Origin of the sequence: Streptomyces sp. NPDC001980, from assembly GCF_040296885.1 — a bacterium.
GTDB lineage: Bacteria > Actinomycetota > Actinomycetes > Streptomycetales > Streptomycetaceae > Streptomyces.
This window is the reverse complement of the sequence record NZ_JBEOYD010000002.1, coordinates 395,960-414,501: the sequence shown is the minus strand read 5'-3', so window position 1 is coordinate 414,501 and position 18,542 is coordinate 395,960. Positions and strand designations below refer to the sequence as shown.

General features: G+C 71.0%; 6 protein-coding genes. 1 reads left to right on the top strand and 5 read right to left on the bottom strand.

What is annotated here, in order from left to right; translation table 11 throughout:
* Positions 1–14: 14 nt before the first annotated feature.
* Positions 15–6,971 carry a glycoside hydrolase domain-containing protein gene (locus ABT137_RS04240; protein ID WP_351702104.1) on the bottom strand — a complete coding sequence of 2,319 codons (6,957 nt, stop codon included), beginning with the start codon at positions 6,969–6,971 and terminating at the stop codon, positions 15–17.
* 289 nt (positions 6,972–7,260) lie between these two features.
* On the opposite strand from ABT137_RS04240, the gene ABT137_RS04235 reads away from it, so the two are divergent.
* The gene (locus ABT137_RS04235) at positions 7,261–8,142 is read left to right on the top strand and encodes a hypothetical protein (protein WP_351702101.1); all 882 of its coding nucleotides are present in this window, start codon (positions 7,261–7,263) and stop codon (positions 8,140–8,142) included.
* Between the two features lie 148 nt (positions 8,143–8,290).
* Here ABT137_RS04235 and ABT137_RS04230 read toward each other — a convergent pair whose 3' ends face one another.
* From ABT137_RS04230 to ABT137_RS04215, 4 genes are all read right to left on the bottom strand, one after another.
* Positions 8,291–9,211, bottom strand: a complete 921-nt coding sequence (locus ABT137_RS04230) for a hypothetical protein (protein WP_351702098.1) — start codon at positions 9,209–9,211, stop codon at positions 8,291–8,293.
* A 4-nt stretch (positions 9,212–9,215) separates the two neighbouring features.
* Positions 9,216–10,301, bottom strand: coding sequence for a C40 family peptidase (locus ABT137_RS04225; protein ID WP_351702096.1), 1,086 nt, complete (start codon positions 10,299–10,301; stop codon positions 9,216–9,218).
* 425 nt (positions 10,302–10,726) lie between these two features.
* Complete coding sequence (locus ABT137_RS04220) at positions 10,727–14,800, bottom strand: beta-galactosidase (protein WP_502984469.1); 4,074 nt, start codon at positions 14,798–14,800, stop codon at positions 10,727–10,729.
* A gap of 273 nt (positions 14,801–15,073) precedes the next feature.
* On the bottom strand, positions 15,074–18,313 hold the full coding sequence (locus tag ABT137_RS04215) for an alpha-L-rhamnosidase (protein WP_351702090.1): 3,240 nt from the start codon (positions 18,311–18,313) through the stop codon (positions 15,074–15,076).
* Positions 18,314–18,542 lie beyond the last annotated feature (229 nt).

The window sequence follows — 18,542 nt, the reverse complement described above, 5'->3', positions numbered from 1 at the left end:
GCAGGGCCGGGCGGTCACGTCGTGCCCGTGCCCAGTGCCCAGGAAAGTCCCCGTGTCTCCGCCCACTCCGTCGCCGGCGACCAGAGTCCGGTGCCGGCGGGGTCCGGTCCGTGGTCTCCGCCGGACGCGACCGGCCGTCGAGCGTGTGAGGTGTGCTGGAACCCGACCGTGTAGGTCCGGGTGACCGAACCGTTCGGCGAGGTTACGGTGATGGTGCGGGTGGTGGGACGGGATCCGGTCGAGGACAGGACCGAGCTGCCGTCGGTGACCTTCACCCGCGCGCCGGACCGGGCCGCCACGGCGGAGACGGCCGGGATCCTCGCGTTCTTCGGCCAGTCGACGACGTAGGTCGTCACGTCCGGAGCGAACCCGTCGATCGCGGCGCCGCCCACCGTGATGGCGCGGGCGTCGGCGACACTGGCCTCCGTGGCGTCCGCGAAGTTGGTCACCGTGACCGACCCGTCGGCGTCGACGACCACGTCCGCCGCCATCGCCGCGGCCAGGTTGATCCGCTGCCAGCTCTCCTCGCCGTCCGCGGTGCGGTCGAGCGGGTACCCGGAGTCGGTCGCGGTCTGCTCCAGGATCTCGGTGCGCTGTTCGGTGGTGAGGTCCGGGAAGGCCGTGACCAGCAGCGCCGCCGCGTCGGAGGGCGCGCGCAGCGCCTGCCCGGCCTTGCCGACCCGGGAGAAGCCGTAGGTCAGGCGCTGCGTGTAGAGGTCGACGTCCTGTGCCGTACTGAGGCCGTCGTACGGATCGCCCGCGCAGGCGGCGAGGGTGTCGCCGTATCCCTCCTTCGCGCACTGCGCGAGCAGCACGTTCTCGATCTCGGTGTGGGCCTGCATCAGCAGCTTCTGGAAGTCGGGGTCCGACCACCGGTGCGCCACGGTGGCCTGGCCGGTGATGCGGCCGCCCATGACGTCGAGGGGGTAGTGGAAACCGAGGACGATGCGGTTGTTCCCGTACTCCGAGGCGCGCGCGAGGATCGACGGGGCCAGCTCCGGCAGCAGGGTGGCGAGGACGGTGCCGGCCTCGTAGCCGCCGTAGGTGTGGCCGCTCGGGTACGAGCCGCTGGTGGCGAGGCTGCTGTACGAACCGTCCTGCGACTCGTACACGTCACCGCCGTCGCCGACGAAGCCGAGCCGCACGTACGGGCGCAGGTAGCCGTAGTGGTCCTTCGCCGCGTCGTGGGTGTCCAGACCCTGCGTCACGCGGGAGAACAGGGCGCTGGTCTTCGGGAGTTCGCCGCCGTTCAGGGCGTCGAGGTAGATCCGGCCGAGGCGGGAGCCGAGGCCGTCGGCCATCGTGACGGTGGCGCTGTTCGTCGCGTCCACCTCGGCCCGGTCGACCTCCGGCTGGGTCGCCGCGTTGTTGATGGCGATGGCGGTCTCGTCGTTCTCCGCGGTGAGCGCGGTGCCGTGGGGTACGGCGGTGTTGGCGCCGAGGGTCCCGGAGCCGAGGTCGTCGATACCGCTGAGCAGGTCGTCGAAGTAGTCGGTGCCGTCGGCGGTCGCCGGCCACTTGTCCGAGGGGTAGGCCGCGTTCAGCGTGTCGGACGGGAAGGGGGACGGGACGTACGTCGCCGGATCGGAGGTGGCGGAGGTGTTCGTCCCCGTCGCGTCGGTGTCCTCCGAGGTTCCGGCCAGGGTGACCGCGGTCACGGTGGCGGTGTGCGCCTTCGCCCGGCTCGTGGTCGTGATCAGGGCCGTGTCCGTCGTGGCGGGGAGGTGCGCGGTGGTTCCGTCGTCCAGGGCCACGGTGTAGCCGATGAGCGGGAATCCGCCGTCTCCGGCGGCCCGCCAGGTCACGCGGACCTGCCGGCCGTCGGTGAGCACGCCCGTGACGGTCGGCGTCTGCGGCCTGCCGCCGCCGGTGACCACGGGTGCCGTGGCGGGGCTCGGTCGCGAGACGCCGACGGCGTTCACCGCCCGGACACGTGCGGTGTACGACGTGCCGGTCCGCAGCCGGGTGAACGTCGTGCTGCGGCTCTCCGGATCATTGATCCGGACCTGATGGCCGTCGTCGAGGGTGATCTCGTAGCCGGTGACCGGTGAGCCGCCGTCGTCCGCGGGTGCGGACCAGGCGACGGTCACGCCGGTGCCGGACGAGGTCGCCGACACCGTGTCGGGTGCCGTGGGGACCGTCCTGGGCTTCGTGGTGAGTGCGGAGACGGCGTGGCCCAGGGCGTCGTACCGTGCGGTGAGGGTCTCGTCGGTGGCCGTGCCGTCCGCGAGTGCGGTCTTCGCGGCGGTGAGTGCCTCGGTGAACGCCTGCCAGGAGGCGTCCGTGTAGCGCGTGTTGTCGAGGGAGGACGCGGTCGCGACCAGGTCCTCCAGTCTCAGCCTCGGCAGGGGGATCAGCTGCTCGGCGGCGAGGGTGAGGCTCCGGGTCCGGGTGTCGACCTCGGTCTGGGTCGCGTCGTCGGCGGCGACGAGGGCCTGGGCGGCGGCGAGTTCGCGCTGGAAGACTCCGAAGTCGATGCTGTCGTAGCGCTGCGCGTCGCCGGAGAGTCCCTCGTACTGGTCGATCGCCTTCCGCAGCGCGGACTTGTCGGTGGCGGCGGGTGTGTCGGTGTGGCTGAAGGTGATCCGGCCGAGGTTCGCGACGTACGGGTGCGCGGAGTCGGGGGTCGTGGTCAGCCGCAGGTGGACGGTGTGGGTGCCGGTGATCGTCTTCGGAAGGGTGAGGCTCGTGGTCCCGCCGGACGACCACGAGGCTCCCGTGACGGGCAGCGGGACGGTCGCGTACGGCGTTCCCGGGTTCGACGCGTCGAAGGAGTCCAGGTACAGCTGGACCGCGGAACCGGTGCCGCAGCGGGCCGAGTTGTTGACGTAGGTGAGGGTGACCATGTTCTTCGGGGAGGCGCCGAAGTCGATGTCCCCGTAACCGAGCCAGGCGCCGTTGTACGTGCCGCCGAGGTCGGTGGCGGAACCCGCGTCGCTCCAGGTGGCCGTCTCGCTCTTGAGGCCGCCGCCGCTGTTCGACGTGAACGCGGTGGCGTCGAGGGCCACCGGGGAGTCGGCGTCCCGTGTCAGGGTCAGTGAGTAGACGTTGGCCACGTAGGGCTGGGAGCTGGTCTGCGTGCTGGAGACGAAGTCGGCGTACACGTCCTGGACGCCGGTGAAGACGTTCCGGTCGAGCTGCACGGTGGTGGTGGCGACGGTTCCCCAGCCCGATCCGGTGTGGTCGAGAGGGATGTCGACGGTCTTGGTGCCGTCCTTCGACCCGAGGTGCAGCTCGATGTGCGAGTCCGACGCCGCCCGGGACTGCGGCTTGTCGTAGCTGACGGTGACGGTGTCGGCGCCCTCGCCGAGACGGGTGCCCTGCCACTCGGCCCACGCACCGTTCGTGACGTTCTCGAAGATGCCGTTCGCGAGGTTGAGCGGGAGCGAACCGCCGCCGGTCGTGGTGGAGTTGGCCGCGGTGAGGGTGGCGAGGGTGGTGGCGGAGGATGAGGTGACCTCGTCGGGCGAGAACTGGTACCAGTCGAAGTTCGACACCCACTGCCGGCCGGACGGGGCGTGGAACACGAACGTCGCGCCGGACGCGGCCAGCAGGGCGTCCGGGTCGGTGACGGCCGCCTGCACCGTGGTGTAGTACTGCCAGCCGCCGGTACCGGGGAGCGGGACGGTGGCGACGACGGGGCCGTCGGCCGCGCCGGCGTGGATGTCGACGCTGCTCGGTTCGGCGGTCGTCGGCTGCGAGTTGGCGTAGCGGACCGAGATGCTCCGCGGGGCGACCCCGCCGAAGTCGAGCTTGGTGAACTGCTCCCACGATCCCTCGGTGACACCGCCGAGGTCGCCGTCCGAGTAGTACGCCTCGCTCGTGAGGCTGGGGCCCTCCTTCTGGTCGGGGTCCTCGGCCTGCAGGACGGCGTAGCCGCCCTCGTCGGGGGTGAGCGCGTCGGCGGCGGACTGCAGCGCGTCGTCCGCGGCCATGATCGTGCCGGTGGTGGAGGTGGTGTCCGCGAGGACGGTCCGGGCGCGTTCGAGTGCCGAGCGGAACAGGGTCCAGGAGCCGTCGGAGTAGTGGGCGCTGCGTACCAGGGAGGCCTGGCCGACGAGTGCGGTCAGGGCCTTGCGTTGGACCGCGGCGGCGGAGAGGAGGAGCGGGTCGGTCGCGGATATCCCGGTGCCGGTGACCGTGGCGGCCGGCACCCCGTGGGCGAAGGCCGGGTCCCGGAAGGTGAGGCCGAAGCGCGCGTCGACGTCGGTGGTGCCGGTGAGTGCGAGGGTCGCGGTGTGCGGGCCTGTGACGCGGAGGTCGGCCGTGACGCCGTCCGGGAGGCCGGTCACGGTCGCCGCGCCGGTTCCGGTGAGGCTGGTTCCCTTGCGGGCGGCGAGGGTTGCCGGACCGGACAGGGTGAGCCGCACGCTCCCGTCGACGGTGCCGTCTGCGTCAGCGGTGACGGTGCCCGGGTGCGCCGAGACGACGGTGCTGCCCTTGCCCCCTCCGGTACCCCCGGCACCCGCGTCGCCCGAGTCGGTGTTCAACGAGTACGCGGGCGCTGTCCGGGTGCCCCATGCGGAAGGCTTGGCACCCATGGTGAAGTCCAGGGTTCCGCCGGAGATGATCTGGGAGTAGTCGAGCCAGGTGTTCGTGAACCGCGAGCCGTTCAGGGTCGCGCTCTGCACGTAGTAGTTGCTCGGCGAGACGCCGTCGGCCTTCACGGTGAACCTGCCGCCGTTGGCGTAGGTGATCGTCGTGGAGTCGAAGAACGGGCTGCCGATCTGGAACTGGCTGGAGCCGGCGGTCACCGGGAACAGCCCCAGGGCGGCGGCGACGAACATGGTCGACATGGTGCCGGCGTCGTTGTCCATGGTCGGCAGGAAACCGTGCGGGGAGAGCTTGTAGACCTGGGTGCGGACCGGCGGGGTGAACTCGCCCCCGGAGCTGGGGGCTTCGTTGGTGGAGCCGGTGGCGATGTAGCGGTTCCAGGTCGTGCCGGTGTAGATGGCACGCACCCACTTCTGGGTCAGGCTCGGCTCGCCGACGTAGTTGAAGAGGTAGGGCGCCTGGAGGTCGATCTCGTTCGCGTTGGAGTGCAGCATGGTCGAGCCGTCGTCGGCGGCGGAGTCCTCGCCGAACATGTGCTCTACCGCGGCCTTGCCTGCCTTCGTGCCGCCCATGGCCTGGACGAGGCCGCCCATGTCGTAGGCGTCGTACCAGTGGTACTGCCAGAGCGTGCCCTGGTAGAGGCCGGCCGCCTCGAACTTCTCGTAGTCGGCGCTCTGCCAGTCGCCGCCGGAGGCCCGCGGGGTGAGCAGACCGACCTTGGTGCCGTCGGCCGCGGTCCAGGCGCCGGACTTCACGAGGTTGTCGATCGCCATGGTCGACTGGGCGCGCAGCTTCTTCGCGTCCGCGTCCTTGCCGAGCGCGCCGGCGATGACCGAGAGCGCCCACTGGTCGTAGCCGCGCTGCACGGTCGTACCGGGATCACCGGAGACGTATCCCTGCCGCAGCTGGGCCCCCGTGTAGTAGCCGGTGTACGACAGCAACGCCGGGTAGGCCTCGTCGAGCCGGTCGAAGTTCTTGTAGCCCTTCGCCAGCGCGTCGGCGATCACCACGGGCGAGCGTTCCCAGCGCACGGTCGGCACCGAATGGGTGAGGCTGCCGAGGCTCTTCCCGGAGGTGTGCGCGTCGGCGAAGAGTTCGATGAGCGACTGCACCAGATCCCGGTAGGTGGCCGGGTCGATGTAGGCCTCGACGGAGTACTTGCGGAAGTCGTCCCAGGTGGACCAGGAGTCGTAGTACGTGAAGCCGTTCGTCTTGTGCACCGCTCCGTCGACACCCCGGTACGTGCCGCTGGTGCTGGTGGCGTTCACCGGCAGCGCGTACATGCGGTACAGGTGTGTGTAGAACTCCTTGGTGAGCGTGGCGTCGGGGTCGGAGGTGGCGGAGGACTTCACGGCGACCGCGCCGAGCGTGCTGTTCCAGTCCGCATTGGTCTGTGCGCGTGCCTGGTCGAAAGTGCGGCCGCCCACCTCGTTGTGCTGGTCGGTCGCGGCCTGTTCCGCGCTGATCGGCGAAAGTGTGATGCGCAGTTCGATGTCGTCGCCCGCGGACTTGCCGAAGCCGAGGATCGCGCCGGTGTCGGCGCCGTCCTGCGCGGTCGCGTCGCTCAACTTGCCGTCGTCGCCCCAGCTCTGCAGGGAGGTCACGGGGACGTTGGTGGTGGCGTCGTAGTACAGGCGGTAGGCGGCGCCGTTGAACGAGCCCGCGACGAGGCCGGTGATCGAGGTGGTCCCGTCCGGGAGCGTCGTCGCCTTCATGGTCGCGCGGGTGCGGCTGGTGAAGTTGTTGGCGAGGTCGAGGACGAGTTCGGGGTCCGACCCGGCGGGGAAGCGGTAGCGTTCGAGCGCGGTGCGGGTCGTCGCGGTCGTCTCGGCGTCGATGGTGCCGGCGTCCTGCGTCACCGCCGACCCGGTTCCGGAGAGGGCGCCGAGCCCCACCTGGTAGTAGCCGGGGGTCGCGGTCTCGTCGTCGTGGCGGTACGCGTGCGCGTACGTGCCGGTGGCGGGGCGGCTGTCGTACCGCACCGACGTCGGGACGACCAGCAGGTCGCCGCCGCCTCCCGAGCCGCCGACGCCGTCGAGGTCCGTGGCGGTGAACCCGGCGATGTGGTCCTCGTCGTGGTCGTACCCGGAGTGGTTGCGGTTCGGCGTGGTCAACGGATTGACCTTGGCCAGACTGTGCGGTGCCTCGGCGCCCGGCAGGTCGTTGCCGTCGTCGCCGCCGGTCGACACGAACGGGTCGACGAGTGTGGTGTAGTCCGTGCCGTCGGATGTCCCTGCGGACCCCGCCGAGGCGGCCGCGAGGGGCACTGCCGCGGCCGTACCCCCGCCCGCCAGTGCGGCGAGGCCGAGTGCCCCGGCGAGCAGCACGGCGACCGCCGCGCGCAGTGGCCGGCGGCGTCGGCGTGCGGTTCTCGTCCGAAGGATGCGGGGCACGGAGGCATCGGGTCTGACAGGCACGGAACCTCTCCATCGTCGCGGTACACACGCACGGTCCGGCCCTGCTCGGGACAACGTTGTCGAACCGAACGGCCCGGAGCGCGCCCACTCGGGGCGAGACGGCGGTGGACGGATGGGATCGCTCCCACCACGTTCACAACCGCCCGACATCACACACGGGGAAGGCGTACAGCGGGCAAACAAGATTCGTACACGGCACCAGAGTTGGCGGCGAACCTCGACGCCCCTCCGTGCGTCGAAGGTGTGGACACGAGACCGCCGCGCCAGGAAACGAACTCCGGGGGACGTCATGAACGTACGAGCGAAGCGTGTGGTCGGCCTGCTTGTCGCGCCCGTGTTGGGCACCTGCCTCCTTGCGGGTTGCGACGACGGCTCGCGAGCCGACGACGGGCAGGCCCGGTCGGCGCGGGCGCAGGAGCAGCGGGCCCGGCAAGTGGCCGACGCCTGGCGGGGATCCGCGGCGGCCGCCGTGTGGAGCCGGGGATACTTCCCCATGGCCGACGCGGTGCAGATTCCGCAGTCGGGCTGGCACAGCCGGGCGGACGAACAGGCCTACGACGCCAGGAACTTCACCCTGCGGGGCGATCTGCCCGCCGCCACCACCGACCAGGGGAAGGTGGAGTGGACGAGCGGCGGCACCCTCACCCGTCCGCTGTGGGGAGCGGCGAAGGCGTACCGGTCCTTCGCCCTCAACGACACTACGGGCCCCCGGCTGACCGTGACGGGAGCGAAGCTCGGCACGACGGCCATCGCCACGAGCCGCGGCACGGCCACCGTCCCCGCTTGGCTGTTCACGCTCGACGGCTACGACAGCCCGCTCAAGCGGGTCGCCGTCATCGCGTCGAAGCCTCCCGAGTCGCCCGTCGCTCCGGTCCGGGAGGGGGACGCGGGCGGCCTCAGGGGTCTCACCCGGCTTGCCGGGACGGCGGCGGACGGCCGGTCCGTCACGGTGCGGGCCACGCACGGGGGCTGCGACGACGGCCCCGTCGTCAAGGCCCTGGAGACGGACGAGAGCGTCGTGCTCTACGCCTCCGTCAAGGGAGCACGGAGCGGCCCGTGCACCGCCGAGCTGCTGGAGCAGGACGTCGAGGTGGAGCTCCGCGGGCCGCTCGGGGAACGCGTGCTCCTCGACGCGCTCACCGGCCGGCCCGTGCCGTCCGCAGACCGCTGAGCGCTCCGCTGGAAGTGCCGCGACAGGCCGTCGGTCGACTGCGGCGCCATCGTGGCTGGTCGCGCCCGCGCGGCGGCAGCCGCATAGCTGTACAGCCCCGCGCCCCTTCGGGGCGCTGCCGAACCCCGGCGGACGTCGCCGGACCCGCTCAGGACTGCGACTCGGCGGAGCGCCCGGCGCGCCGGGTGAATCGTCGTAGCCCCCGGCGCGTGGGGCTGAGGGGCGTGTCCTCGGGGGCGATCGGCCCCTGACCCGCCGTCACCGCCGGTGCCGTGGCCGGGGCCGGGGCAGGCAGTGAGCGGTTGCCCCGTTCGAGCCGGCTCCGGACGGCCCGGGCCATGGCCTGGTGGGCGGGTTCCAGCGGGATGCCCTCCGCGCCCAGGTGTTCCCACATGTGCAGCAGTTCCTGCCCTCGGGTGGCCACCTGGCCGTCGTCCGTCAGCCGCTGCCACGCCGCGGTGGCGCGGGCCACCTCGGGTGCCGCGCGGTTCAGGTCGGTGCGGCAGCGGATGCGCGCGACGGTCAGCGCGAGGACCGTGGAGAGCATGTAGTCGCCGCGCTGGTACGCGAGGTACGCCTCGATCGCCCGTGCCTCCAGCGAGAGTTCGTCCTCGGCGCCCCGGCGCAGCGTGAGGTGCTCCCGCAGGGCGCCGGCGAGGACGGACGCCGCGTGCAGCTCCCCGCGCTGCGCGTGCTCGATGATGCGTTCGACACGGGCGAGCGGAGGGAACGCCTCCTCCTCCGCGGCGGTGCGCTCGCGCCCGGGCGGCAGGTCCTCCTCGTCGGCGATGGTGCGGCTGGAGCCGTCGGGGTAGACCCGCAGGCGCGCCACCTGCAGCACGCTGCGGTCGATGACGGTGGCCGCCACCGGGGCGCCGAGGGTGCGGGCGAACATGGCGATCGCGTCGAGGATCGCCTCGTTGGGGGGCCGCGTGCCGCCCATCTCCAGCAGATGGCCGTTGACCACCGTCGACCCGTCCTCGGCCACGTAGGCGTCGAGCCGGATCAGCGGCGGTGCGGTGAGCGCGGGCAGGTTTCCCTCGTTACGGGGGGTCAGTGAGTAGGTCATCCGCTCAGACTCCGGGTCGGACGACACCGAGGATGGGCATGGAGGCGGCCGGGGCGGTGGTGACCGTGCGTCCGGGCCGCGGGGCGTGGACGATCTGTCCGTCGCCTATGTACATGCCCACGTGGGTGGCGTCGTAGTAGATGATCAGGTCTCCGGGCTGCACGGAGGCCAGGCTGACCCGGGTCAGTCCCTGCCACTGCGCCTGCGAGGTGCGCGGTATGGGATGCCCGGCCGCCGCCCACGCGGTGGAGGTCAGTCCCGAGCAGTCGTACGACGAGGGGCCCACGGCGCCCCACACGTACGGTTTGCCGATCTGCGCCAGCGCGAAGTCGACGGCCTTCGCGGCCGCCCCGCTCGCCTTCGTCCGGCCGCCGCCCGAACCGGTACCGGTCGAGGTGCTGCCGCCGGAACCGGGTCCCGTCCACTTGGACTCGGCCTCCTTCGCCTCTTCCTTCTCCAACTGGGCCAGCTTGCGGGTCTGTTCCTTCTTCAGCCCCGCCTCGATCTGCTCGGCCTCGGCGATCTTCTTCTCGATCTTCTCCTTCGCCTCGGCCTTGTCCGTGCGGGTCTTCTTCAGTTCCCGCAGCTTCTCCGCGGCGGCGTCCGTCTGCCGGCTCAGCTCCGCCCGGGCGTTGCTCTGGCTCTCGGACACGGTCACGACGTCGCGCAGGGCCTGCCGGGCCTGGGCCGCGTCGTCCAGGGCGTGGTCGGGGTGGTCGCCGAGCAGCAACTGGAGGCCCGTGGAGTCGAGATTGCCCCCGCGGTACTGCGTGCGGGCGGCGGCACCCGCGAGGTCGTGCAGGTCGGCCAGCCTGTCCTCGGTACGGGCCAGGTCCTTGTGGAGCGACGCCAGCCGCTTCTCCTGCTCGGCCGCCTTCACACCGGCGGCGTCGTACGCCTCGGTGGCCACCTCCGCCTGACGGTAGAGGCCGTTCAACTCGTCCTGGATGTCCTCGATCGACTTGTCGTTGCGCGGATCGGGTGCGCCCGGGGTTGCGTAACTCGGGCCGGGTAACACGGCGATCGCGCAGACGATGGCTGCTGTGGCGGCTCGGCTCCGCAGCCGTCCGCCACGAGTCGACACGTTCATCGGCTCCATCTTCAGAGGTCACATGCAGCGGCTCGGACGGCCGGTCTTCCCACCGCAGCCGTCACCACCATTCCCACGCAGAACTGTTCGAACATCGAACACACTACCCCGACGGGTACGGCGCACCCCATGTACCTCCGCGCGTGTCAAGCTGCCCGCACGCACCTCTTTCAGCACGCGCGGACACGGTGGGCGCGCCCCGGGATGAAGCGCGCGAGGAACAACGGCTGGGCGGAAACAGCCAATACGCCACCGGTTGACCCTGTTCTCGACCACCCGGTCGAGGTCACACCTTGTCAGTCCGCAATCGTCCGGCCACCCGTTCCGTTCCGAAACGGTCGGTCCAGCCAGGAGAGCGGACATGACCAAGTGCCCGGAAGTCCATCGTGTGTTGCCCCGGAATCCGGGCCCGGCGTCTCCTCCGGCTAACCGCACGTCAGTGTCGGTGCCCCCCAGTCGCCGTGGTCGTTGCCGTTCCCGTCGCCGGCGTCGCCGACCTTCAGATCGAGCACCTGGGCGCCGCTGACGTCGACGTCGATCGGCACCGCGGCCTGTTTTCCGCGGATCGTCGGAGTGGTCACCAGCGTCTTGCCGTCGGCGATCACGGAGAACGTCACCGTTCCCGCCCCGCCGGTCTCGTCGTCGACACCGACCTCCGCCGTCAACCGGGAACATTTTCCGGCGAGATAGAGCTGGACGTCGCTGACCGAGTTGGTGCCCAGGCCCTTGGCGTAACCGACGCCGGCGACGGTGATCGGACGGCCGTCCCCGGCCGCCTGTTCGCCGACGCTGGTGTCGCGCTCCACCGGACCCCATCCGTTGGTGGACGACAGGAACGGCAGGTCGCTCACCGCGCTCTTCCCGGCCGGCGGGGCCGGCGGGATCCCGCCGACGATGCGCTCGTCACTGCCGGTGGCCTGCCGTCCGCTCTGGGTGTAGTCCACCGTGGCGGTGAGCGCCGAGGCGGACGGCAGGGCCCCGTCCGGCGGCCGCACCGTCCAGGTGAAGGTGGCCGATTCACCCGGTCGCACCCGCTGGACCGAGCCAGGGGTCGTGGCGGTCACGCTCCAGCCGTCGGGGGCGGAGAGCGAAGCCGTCAGGTGAGAGGCGGACGGCCGGTCCTTCGGCACCCGTACCGTCGCCTCGGCCGTGAAGGCCTGGGCGGACTGCGCGGTGTCCGGCGCGTCCAGGGTGACATCGACACCCGGACGCTGCGGCATCGCGTACCTCCCGGCGTCGTAGCGGGGGCTGTCGTTCTGTGCGACGCGCAGGGACGAGGCGTAGCTGCCGTAGTCGGTGAGCGAGACCTTGCCGAGGCCGCCGGTGCTGCCGTCCAGGTTCCAGACGGCGATGGCGATGCTGTTGTGGCCGTTGGGGTTGAGGATGCCGTCGGGCACGGGGAAGGTGTGCTGGGGGCCGAGATAGTTGACGTAGTTTCCGACCTGCCAGCCGTTCACGAAGATCGTGGCACGGTACGTGCGGGACGGGTCGTCGGTGAACGTCAGCCCCAGCGAGGTGTCCTGGCCGTGCGGCAGGTCCAGGTCGGCGTCGGTGCGGTACCAGGAGACACCGGGGCGGGTGTCGGTGGTCGGCAGGGACACCTGGTCCCAGTTCCGGTCCGGGTAGCCGGGCAGGGACCAGCCGGCCCGTTCGCCGTACAGGCCGCCCGTCGAGAGCGGGCCGCGCACCGTGTCCTGGAGGTCCTCGCCGCCGCGTACGCCCTGCACCCGCCAGGTGACGGAGGTCAGCGGCGCCCCGGTGAGGGAGGCGCTGGTCAGGCCGCGCGCGGTCTTGTTGCCGTTGGTCGAGTTGTAGTCCTCCTCGTGTCCCATGTTCACGGTGAGGACGGAGATGACGTTGTCCCCCTCGGCGTTCACCGAACCGGCGGGGAAGGTGAAGTCGGCGCTGCCGGTGGTGGAGCTGCCCAGGAAGGTGCCGTTGAGCCAGGCGGAGAACGCCTGTGCGCCGCCGCCGGAGTCCGAGACCAGGTGGACGCCGGTCTCCTTGCCGGTGGCGCGGAAGCGGCCTCGGTACCAGGTGTTGCCGGTGTGGAAGCCGTAGTCGTCCGCGTAGAGCACCGGCTGCGAGTCGCTGCCGGAGACGCTGTTGGTGGTCGCCTTGTCGGCCACCTGCCAGCTGGAGTCGTCGAAGCCGGAGGCCGCTTCGGGTGACTCCTCGGCGTGCTTCCAGTTCGTCAGTTCCGGCAGGTGGACCGGGGCGGCCGTCGGGATCGACCCGGTGCGGCTCGCCGTGTCGGTGGCCTCACCGCGCACCGTCCTGCCGTTCCAGGTGACCCGGTCGGCGGAGGTGAACACCTCGATGTTCTTGTCGTCGGCGTTGTCGCCGGTGAGGGCCACGGTGCGGCCGTCGTCCAGGCTGGTCGCCGTGCGCAGCAGGTGGGTGCCGCGCACGAGCACCGGGCCGGTCGCCGTGTCCTGGCGCCAGAAGGTCTCCGCCGTGGCCTTGTCGCCGACGAGCAGCAGGAGCGGGCGCTTCCCGTCGCCGCTGATGCTGATGCGGATCAGGCCCTTGTGCGTGTAGTTGAGGCGCAGGTCCCCGGTGGTCGCGTCCCAGGTGGTGGTGACCGTGCCGCCGGTGGCGGTCACGGTGGGCTCGGTGGCGTAGCGCAGGACGGTCTCGCCGTCGCTGCCCGCGTCGCCGTAGAGCACGGCGACGTCCCGGTCCCCGATCGTCGCGCTGGTCATGATCTCGGACGTCGAGTACTGCAACTGCGCGTCCCCGAGACGGTAGTCGGCCACGATCACGTGCGAGTCGCGGCCGTCGAGGGTGATCGCGGTGCCGGGCTGCTGGGGCACGACCGGGTAGGTCGGCTCCGCTGTGCCGGCGGTCGGTACGTCGATGGCGTCGACGGCCACGTAGTTGTCGGTGGACCCGGAGCCGTGGGTTCCGTCGACGACGATCTTCAGGGTGTGCGCACCCGGCGCGAGGCCGGTCTTCTGGAAGAGCACGGCCTGGTTCTCGCCGCCGGAGTCGTCGACCGTCGCCATCTTGGTGCCGTCGAGGTAGACGTCGGCGTAGCCGTGGTTGTTCGTCTTCGAGCCGATCCAGCGGATCGCGGTGCCGTCGAAGGGGACGGTGAGCGAGTCGCCGGCCTTGTTGGAGAACGACTCGGTGTGCTTGTAGTCGCCGCCGGTGTAGCTGGTGTTGGCCACGTGCGACCACGAACCGGCGTACTGCAGCGCGGAGTCGGGGTCGTCCCAGGTGTAGGTGGTGTCCGAGGCCGGCTGGGCGTTGAGGTCCAGTGAGATGTGGGTCTTGTCGACCGCGGTGGACGTGGAGTTGCCGTGCCGCAGGACGTGGAACTGCGTCTTGGTGTCGGGGTTCATCCGGGCGGTGTCGACGATCGCGGAGTCGTCCGGTGGGGTGGCCCTGATCGCCTCGGTCTTGGTCAGCGGGGCGACCGACTGGGTGAAGTACCCGATCAGCTTGTCCTCGTAGTACTTCGGGTCGAGCTGGCGGGTCTCGCGGATCGCGGCCCCGTAGTCGTACGACGTGTAGTTCTCCGGCATGCCCAGCCAGCCCCAGTTGGTGCCGCCGTAGGTCATGTAGAAGCTCTGCGCGGTCGTGCCGACGGCGATGTTCTGCTTGTAGAAGACGTCGGCGAACTGGTCGTTGATCAGCTGGGCGCACTTGTCGTAGCCCGGGCCGCCCCAGGGGTCGAAGGCGCCGCCCTGGAACTCAGGCGAGTACAGCGGCTTTCCGGCCGGGTGGTCGTAGCTGATGTCGGGGACGCCGTTCCACTTCGCGGGGTTGGAGCAGTCGAAGCCCTGGGGGTAGGAGTCCGGGCCGTCGACGTCCAGGGCGCCGGTGCCGGAGTTGAAGGTGCCGTTGTTGTTGCCGGTCAGCGGGACCGTGATGCCGTCGGCGCGGGCCTTGTCCTCCAGGTGCTGCATGTAGGAGCGGCCGGCGGCCGAGCCGTTGTAGTACTCGTTCTCGACCTGGTAGGCGATGACCGACCCGGTGCCGTTGGTCAGTTGGTGGCGGGCGATGATCCGGTCGATCTGGGACAGCCACTCGTCCGCGTACTTCAGGAACCGCGGGTCGTCGCTGCGGTTGTTGCCGGCCTTGGTGGTCAGCCAGCCGGGGAGGCCGCCGCTGTCGACCTCCGCGTTGATGTACGGCGCCGGGCGGGCGATGACGTAGAGCCCGGCCTCCTGGGCCATGTCGAGGAGCTTGTCGACGTCCCGCACCCCGGTGAAGTCGTACACACCCGGCTTCGGCGAGTGGTATCCCCAGTCGAAGTACAGCGAGGTGGAGTTGAACCCGGCGGCCTTCATCTTCTGGAAGATGTCGCGCCACAGGTCCGGACTCGGCAGCCGGAAGTAGTGGAACTCGCCGGACCACAGGTAGGTGCGCTTGCCGTCGACGAGGAACGAGTAGCCGTCCAGACTCACCGTGTGCGCCTGCGGGGCGGCGCCGGGGGCGGCAGCGGGTGCCTGCCCGCCGACGTCCTGCGCCGCCGCGGCGGGCGCGATCATGCCCGCGCCCAGGGCGAGGGTCGCGGCCGCCGCGAGGACGGGCCGCCACCATCGACGCCGACCGGGTCTCGCAGCCTCTGAACCGATCCGATCACTCCGCACCGCGGCCTCCAGACCGACTGAGCAATCAACACCAAACAGACTCGGGCAAAGTCGAACAGTAAGGGGGCGCAAGGCTCAACACAATGGGTCGGGAGCACACGGCCGAGGTGTGCGGCGGCGAGGCGGACGCGTGGGTGCGCTGTCCGCCTCGCGGGGCCGAAGGAGCCGGTGTCAGGCCGTGAAGTGGTGGGTGCCGGAGCCGACTTGGTAGACCGCGCAGCCGTCCTCCTGGCGCAGGAAGGTGCCGTGCGTGTGGGTCACCTTCTTCGGCGTGTCCGTGGGGATCCAGACCTCGGCGGTCGTGTTGGGCGGCACCGTACAGGTCAGGGTGAAGCGGCCGGACCGCTGCCGCCACCGGGTGGCGACGGGGCCGTGGACCGAGGTGAAGCGGGCGTCGGCGGTGGTGACGGCGCCGCCCGGACGGGGTCGGACGACGATCTCGCGGTACCCGGGCCGGCCCGCCGCGATGCCCGCGATGTTGGTGTACATCCACTCCCCCACCGAGCCGTAGGCGTAGTGGTTGAACGAGTTCATGGCCGGGTCCTGGAAGCTGCCGTCGGGCCGGACGGAGTCCCAGCGTTCCCACATGGTGGTGGAGCCCCGGTCGATCTGGTAGCCCCAGCTGGGGAAGGTGCGCTGTTGCAGCAGCCGGTAGGCGACGTCGGTGTGCCCGGTGTCGGTCAGGACGGGCAGCAGCCGGGGCGTGCCGAGGAAGCCGGTGGACAGGTGCCAGTCCCTGGCCTCGATCAGGGTGACGAGGCGGTCGGCCGCGGCCTGGCGCGAGGCGTCCGGGAGCAGGTCCATGGACAGGGCCAGGACGTACGCCGTCTGCGTGTCGCCCTTCACCTTGCCGTCGGCGGTGACGTAGGCGCTCTGGAAGGCCGCCCGTATCCGGCCGAAGAGGTCGCGGTAGGTCGCGGCGTCCGCGTCCTCGCCGAGTTCCGCCGCCATCCGGGCCGCGAGGTCGGCGCTGTGCGCGAAGTACGCGGTGGCGATGACGTCCTTGGGGGTCTCGTCGTCGACGTTCAGCCAGTCGCCGTATCCCTCGGCGGGGCGCAGCAGTCCGTCGCTGTGCTGCTCCAGGTACGTCAGCCAGTCCCGGACGGAGGGGAGGGCGTCCGCGATGACCTGGCGATCGCCGTAGGCCTGGTAGAGGGCCCAGGGTACGGTGACGCCCGCGTCGCCCCAGCCGGCGGTGCCGTTGCCGAGGGTCCCGACCACCGGCGCCACGTCCGTGAACGCACCCGCCGAGGTCCGCGAGTCCCGCAGGTCGACGAGCCACTTGGACAGGAACCGGGCGGACTCCATGGTGTAGGCGGCGGTGGGCGAGAAGACGTTGATGTCCCTCGTCCAGCCCAGCCGCTCGTCGCGTGCGGGCGTGTCGGTCGGCACGGAGAGGAAGTTGCCGCGCTGACCCCACGTGATGTTGTGGTGCAGCTGGTTCAGCATCGGCACGTCGGTCTCGAAGTCCAGGGTGAAGGGGGCGTCCGTGTGCATGACGCGCCCGGTGACGGCCTTGGCCGTGGGGGTACCCGGGAATCCGGTCACCTCGACGTAGCGGAACCCGTGGAAGGTGAAACGCGGCTCGTAGACCTCCTCCCCGCCGCCCTTCAGGGTGTACGTGTCCGTCGCCGCCGCGCTCCGCAGGTTCGCGGTGTAGACCGTGCCGTCGGGGTTGAGCACCTCGGCGTGTCTGAGCCGTACGGTCGTGCCCGCGGCGCCCGTCACCCGCAGCCGTACCGAGCCGACCATGTTCTGTCCCAGGTCGAACACGTAGACCCCGGGCCTGGGTTGGGTCACCTCCTTCGGGGTCAGCTCCCGCTCCACGCGCACCGGACCGTCCACCTGCGCGACGATCAGCCCGGGGCCGATGTCGCCCTCACCGCGCGCGCCGGGCCAGTTCGCGTCGTCGAAGCCGGGTGCGGTCCAGCCGGGGGTCTCCTTGCGGGCGTCGTACGTCTCGCCGTTCAGCAGGTCGGCGGCGACGATCGGCCCGGCGGCGGCCCGCCAGTCGGTGGACGACGTGACGCGCTCGCTCGTGCCGTCCGCATACTCCACCTCCAACTGCGCGCGCAAGGAAGGGTGTTGACCATACTGCCCGGGCCCGAACATGCCCACGTTGCCCGCGTACCAGCCGGGCGCCAGGTACGCCCCGATGGCATTGGCACCGGGCCGCAGCAGCCCGGTGACGTCGTACGTCCGGTACTGGACGCGCGTGCGGTAGTCCGTCCAGCCGGGCGCCAGCTGGTCGTCGCCCACACGGCTGCCGTTGAGGTGGGCCTCGTACAGGCCGAGCGCCGTGGCGTACAGGCGGGCGCGGGCCACCTTCTTGCGCGGGAGCCGGAACTCGTGCCGCAGCTGGGTTACTGCGTACGACACCGGGACCACCCTCCCCCACGGCCCACCACCCCAGGCGGCCGCCACCCTGGCGGCGGGCCAGCCCCCGTCGTCGAACGCCAACTCCTGCCAGCCGTCGGCCGGTTCCGCGTCCGTGGCCCTCCAGGACGCGTCGGTGAACACCTTCTGCTCACCCGAGGCGGTACGCACCACGAGGACGGCGACGAGTCCCGCCGGGCCCACGGTCGCGTTGGTGGCCGAGACGGCGATGACGTTGTCGCCGGCCTGCACCCGGTCCAGTACGTCGATCACGGCCGGGCGACGCCAGTCCTCGTTGTCGGTGTCGAGGTCGGTGTGCGCCACCTCGACTCCGTTCACGGAGGCGGCGTACACGTTGTCCGCGGTGATGGCGAGCGTCGCCGCCGTGATCCCGGCGGGCAGTTCGGCGGTGCGGCGGAACCAACGGGTGGCCGCCGGCGCGCTGCTCGTCGGGTCGCCCTCGGGGAACCAGATCCACGAACCGCCTTCGAACGACGGTGCGTCGGTGAGGCTCGCCGGTGCGGAGATCCAGTCGGCGGTCCACTGCCCGGTGCCCATGAGCCCGGTCTCCCACCACGAGGGCGCGCTCCACCCGGAGACCCTGCCCGCGCCGTCCCACACCCGCACGGACCAGTGGTAGCGCGTCCGGGACGTCAGCGCGCGGCCGGCGTACGGCACGAGGACGGACTCGCCGGAGGCGACCTTCCCGCTGTCCCAGACGTCCGGACGGGAAAGTCCCGAGGCCGTGGTGGCGACCCGGACCTGATAGGCGCTCTGCCGCACGTCCACCCCGTCGGAGACCAACGGCCAGCTCAGCCGCGGGCGTTGGACATCGAGGCCCAGGGGGTGCCGGACGTACTCGACGGTCGGCGCGGCGACGCTCAGCGCGTCACCCGCCACGCCCGGCCGGGTCTGTGCCTGCGCCTGCGCCTGCGGCTGTCCGGAAGCCGACGCGGTTGCCGCCGGTACACCGTCGACGGCGGCCGCCGCGACCGTGGCGGCCGCGGCCGCGAGCATGTTCCTCCTGCTGATCACCTGCGACTCCTCACTCCACACGGATGGGATGAACCGGATTGAATCGATTCAATATCGAGATGCGTGGGTAACGTAAAGCCGGGGAAAGCGGGGGTCAATCGTCGTGCAGGCGATTTCGTGACACGGCTGGTTCGAGCGCACCGGGGGCGAGCGGCGCGCGACACGAAAGCCAGGGGGCAATTGAACGGTTTCAATCGGGATACGGGCCGTGGTCGGGTTGCCGAGACCT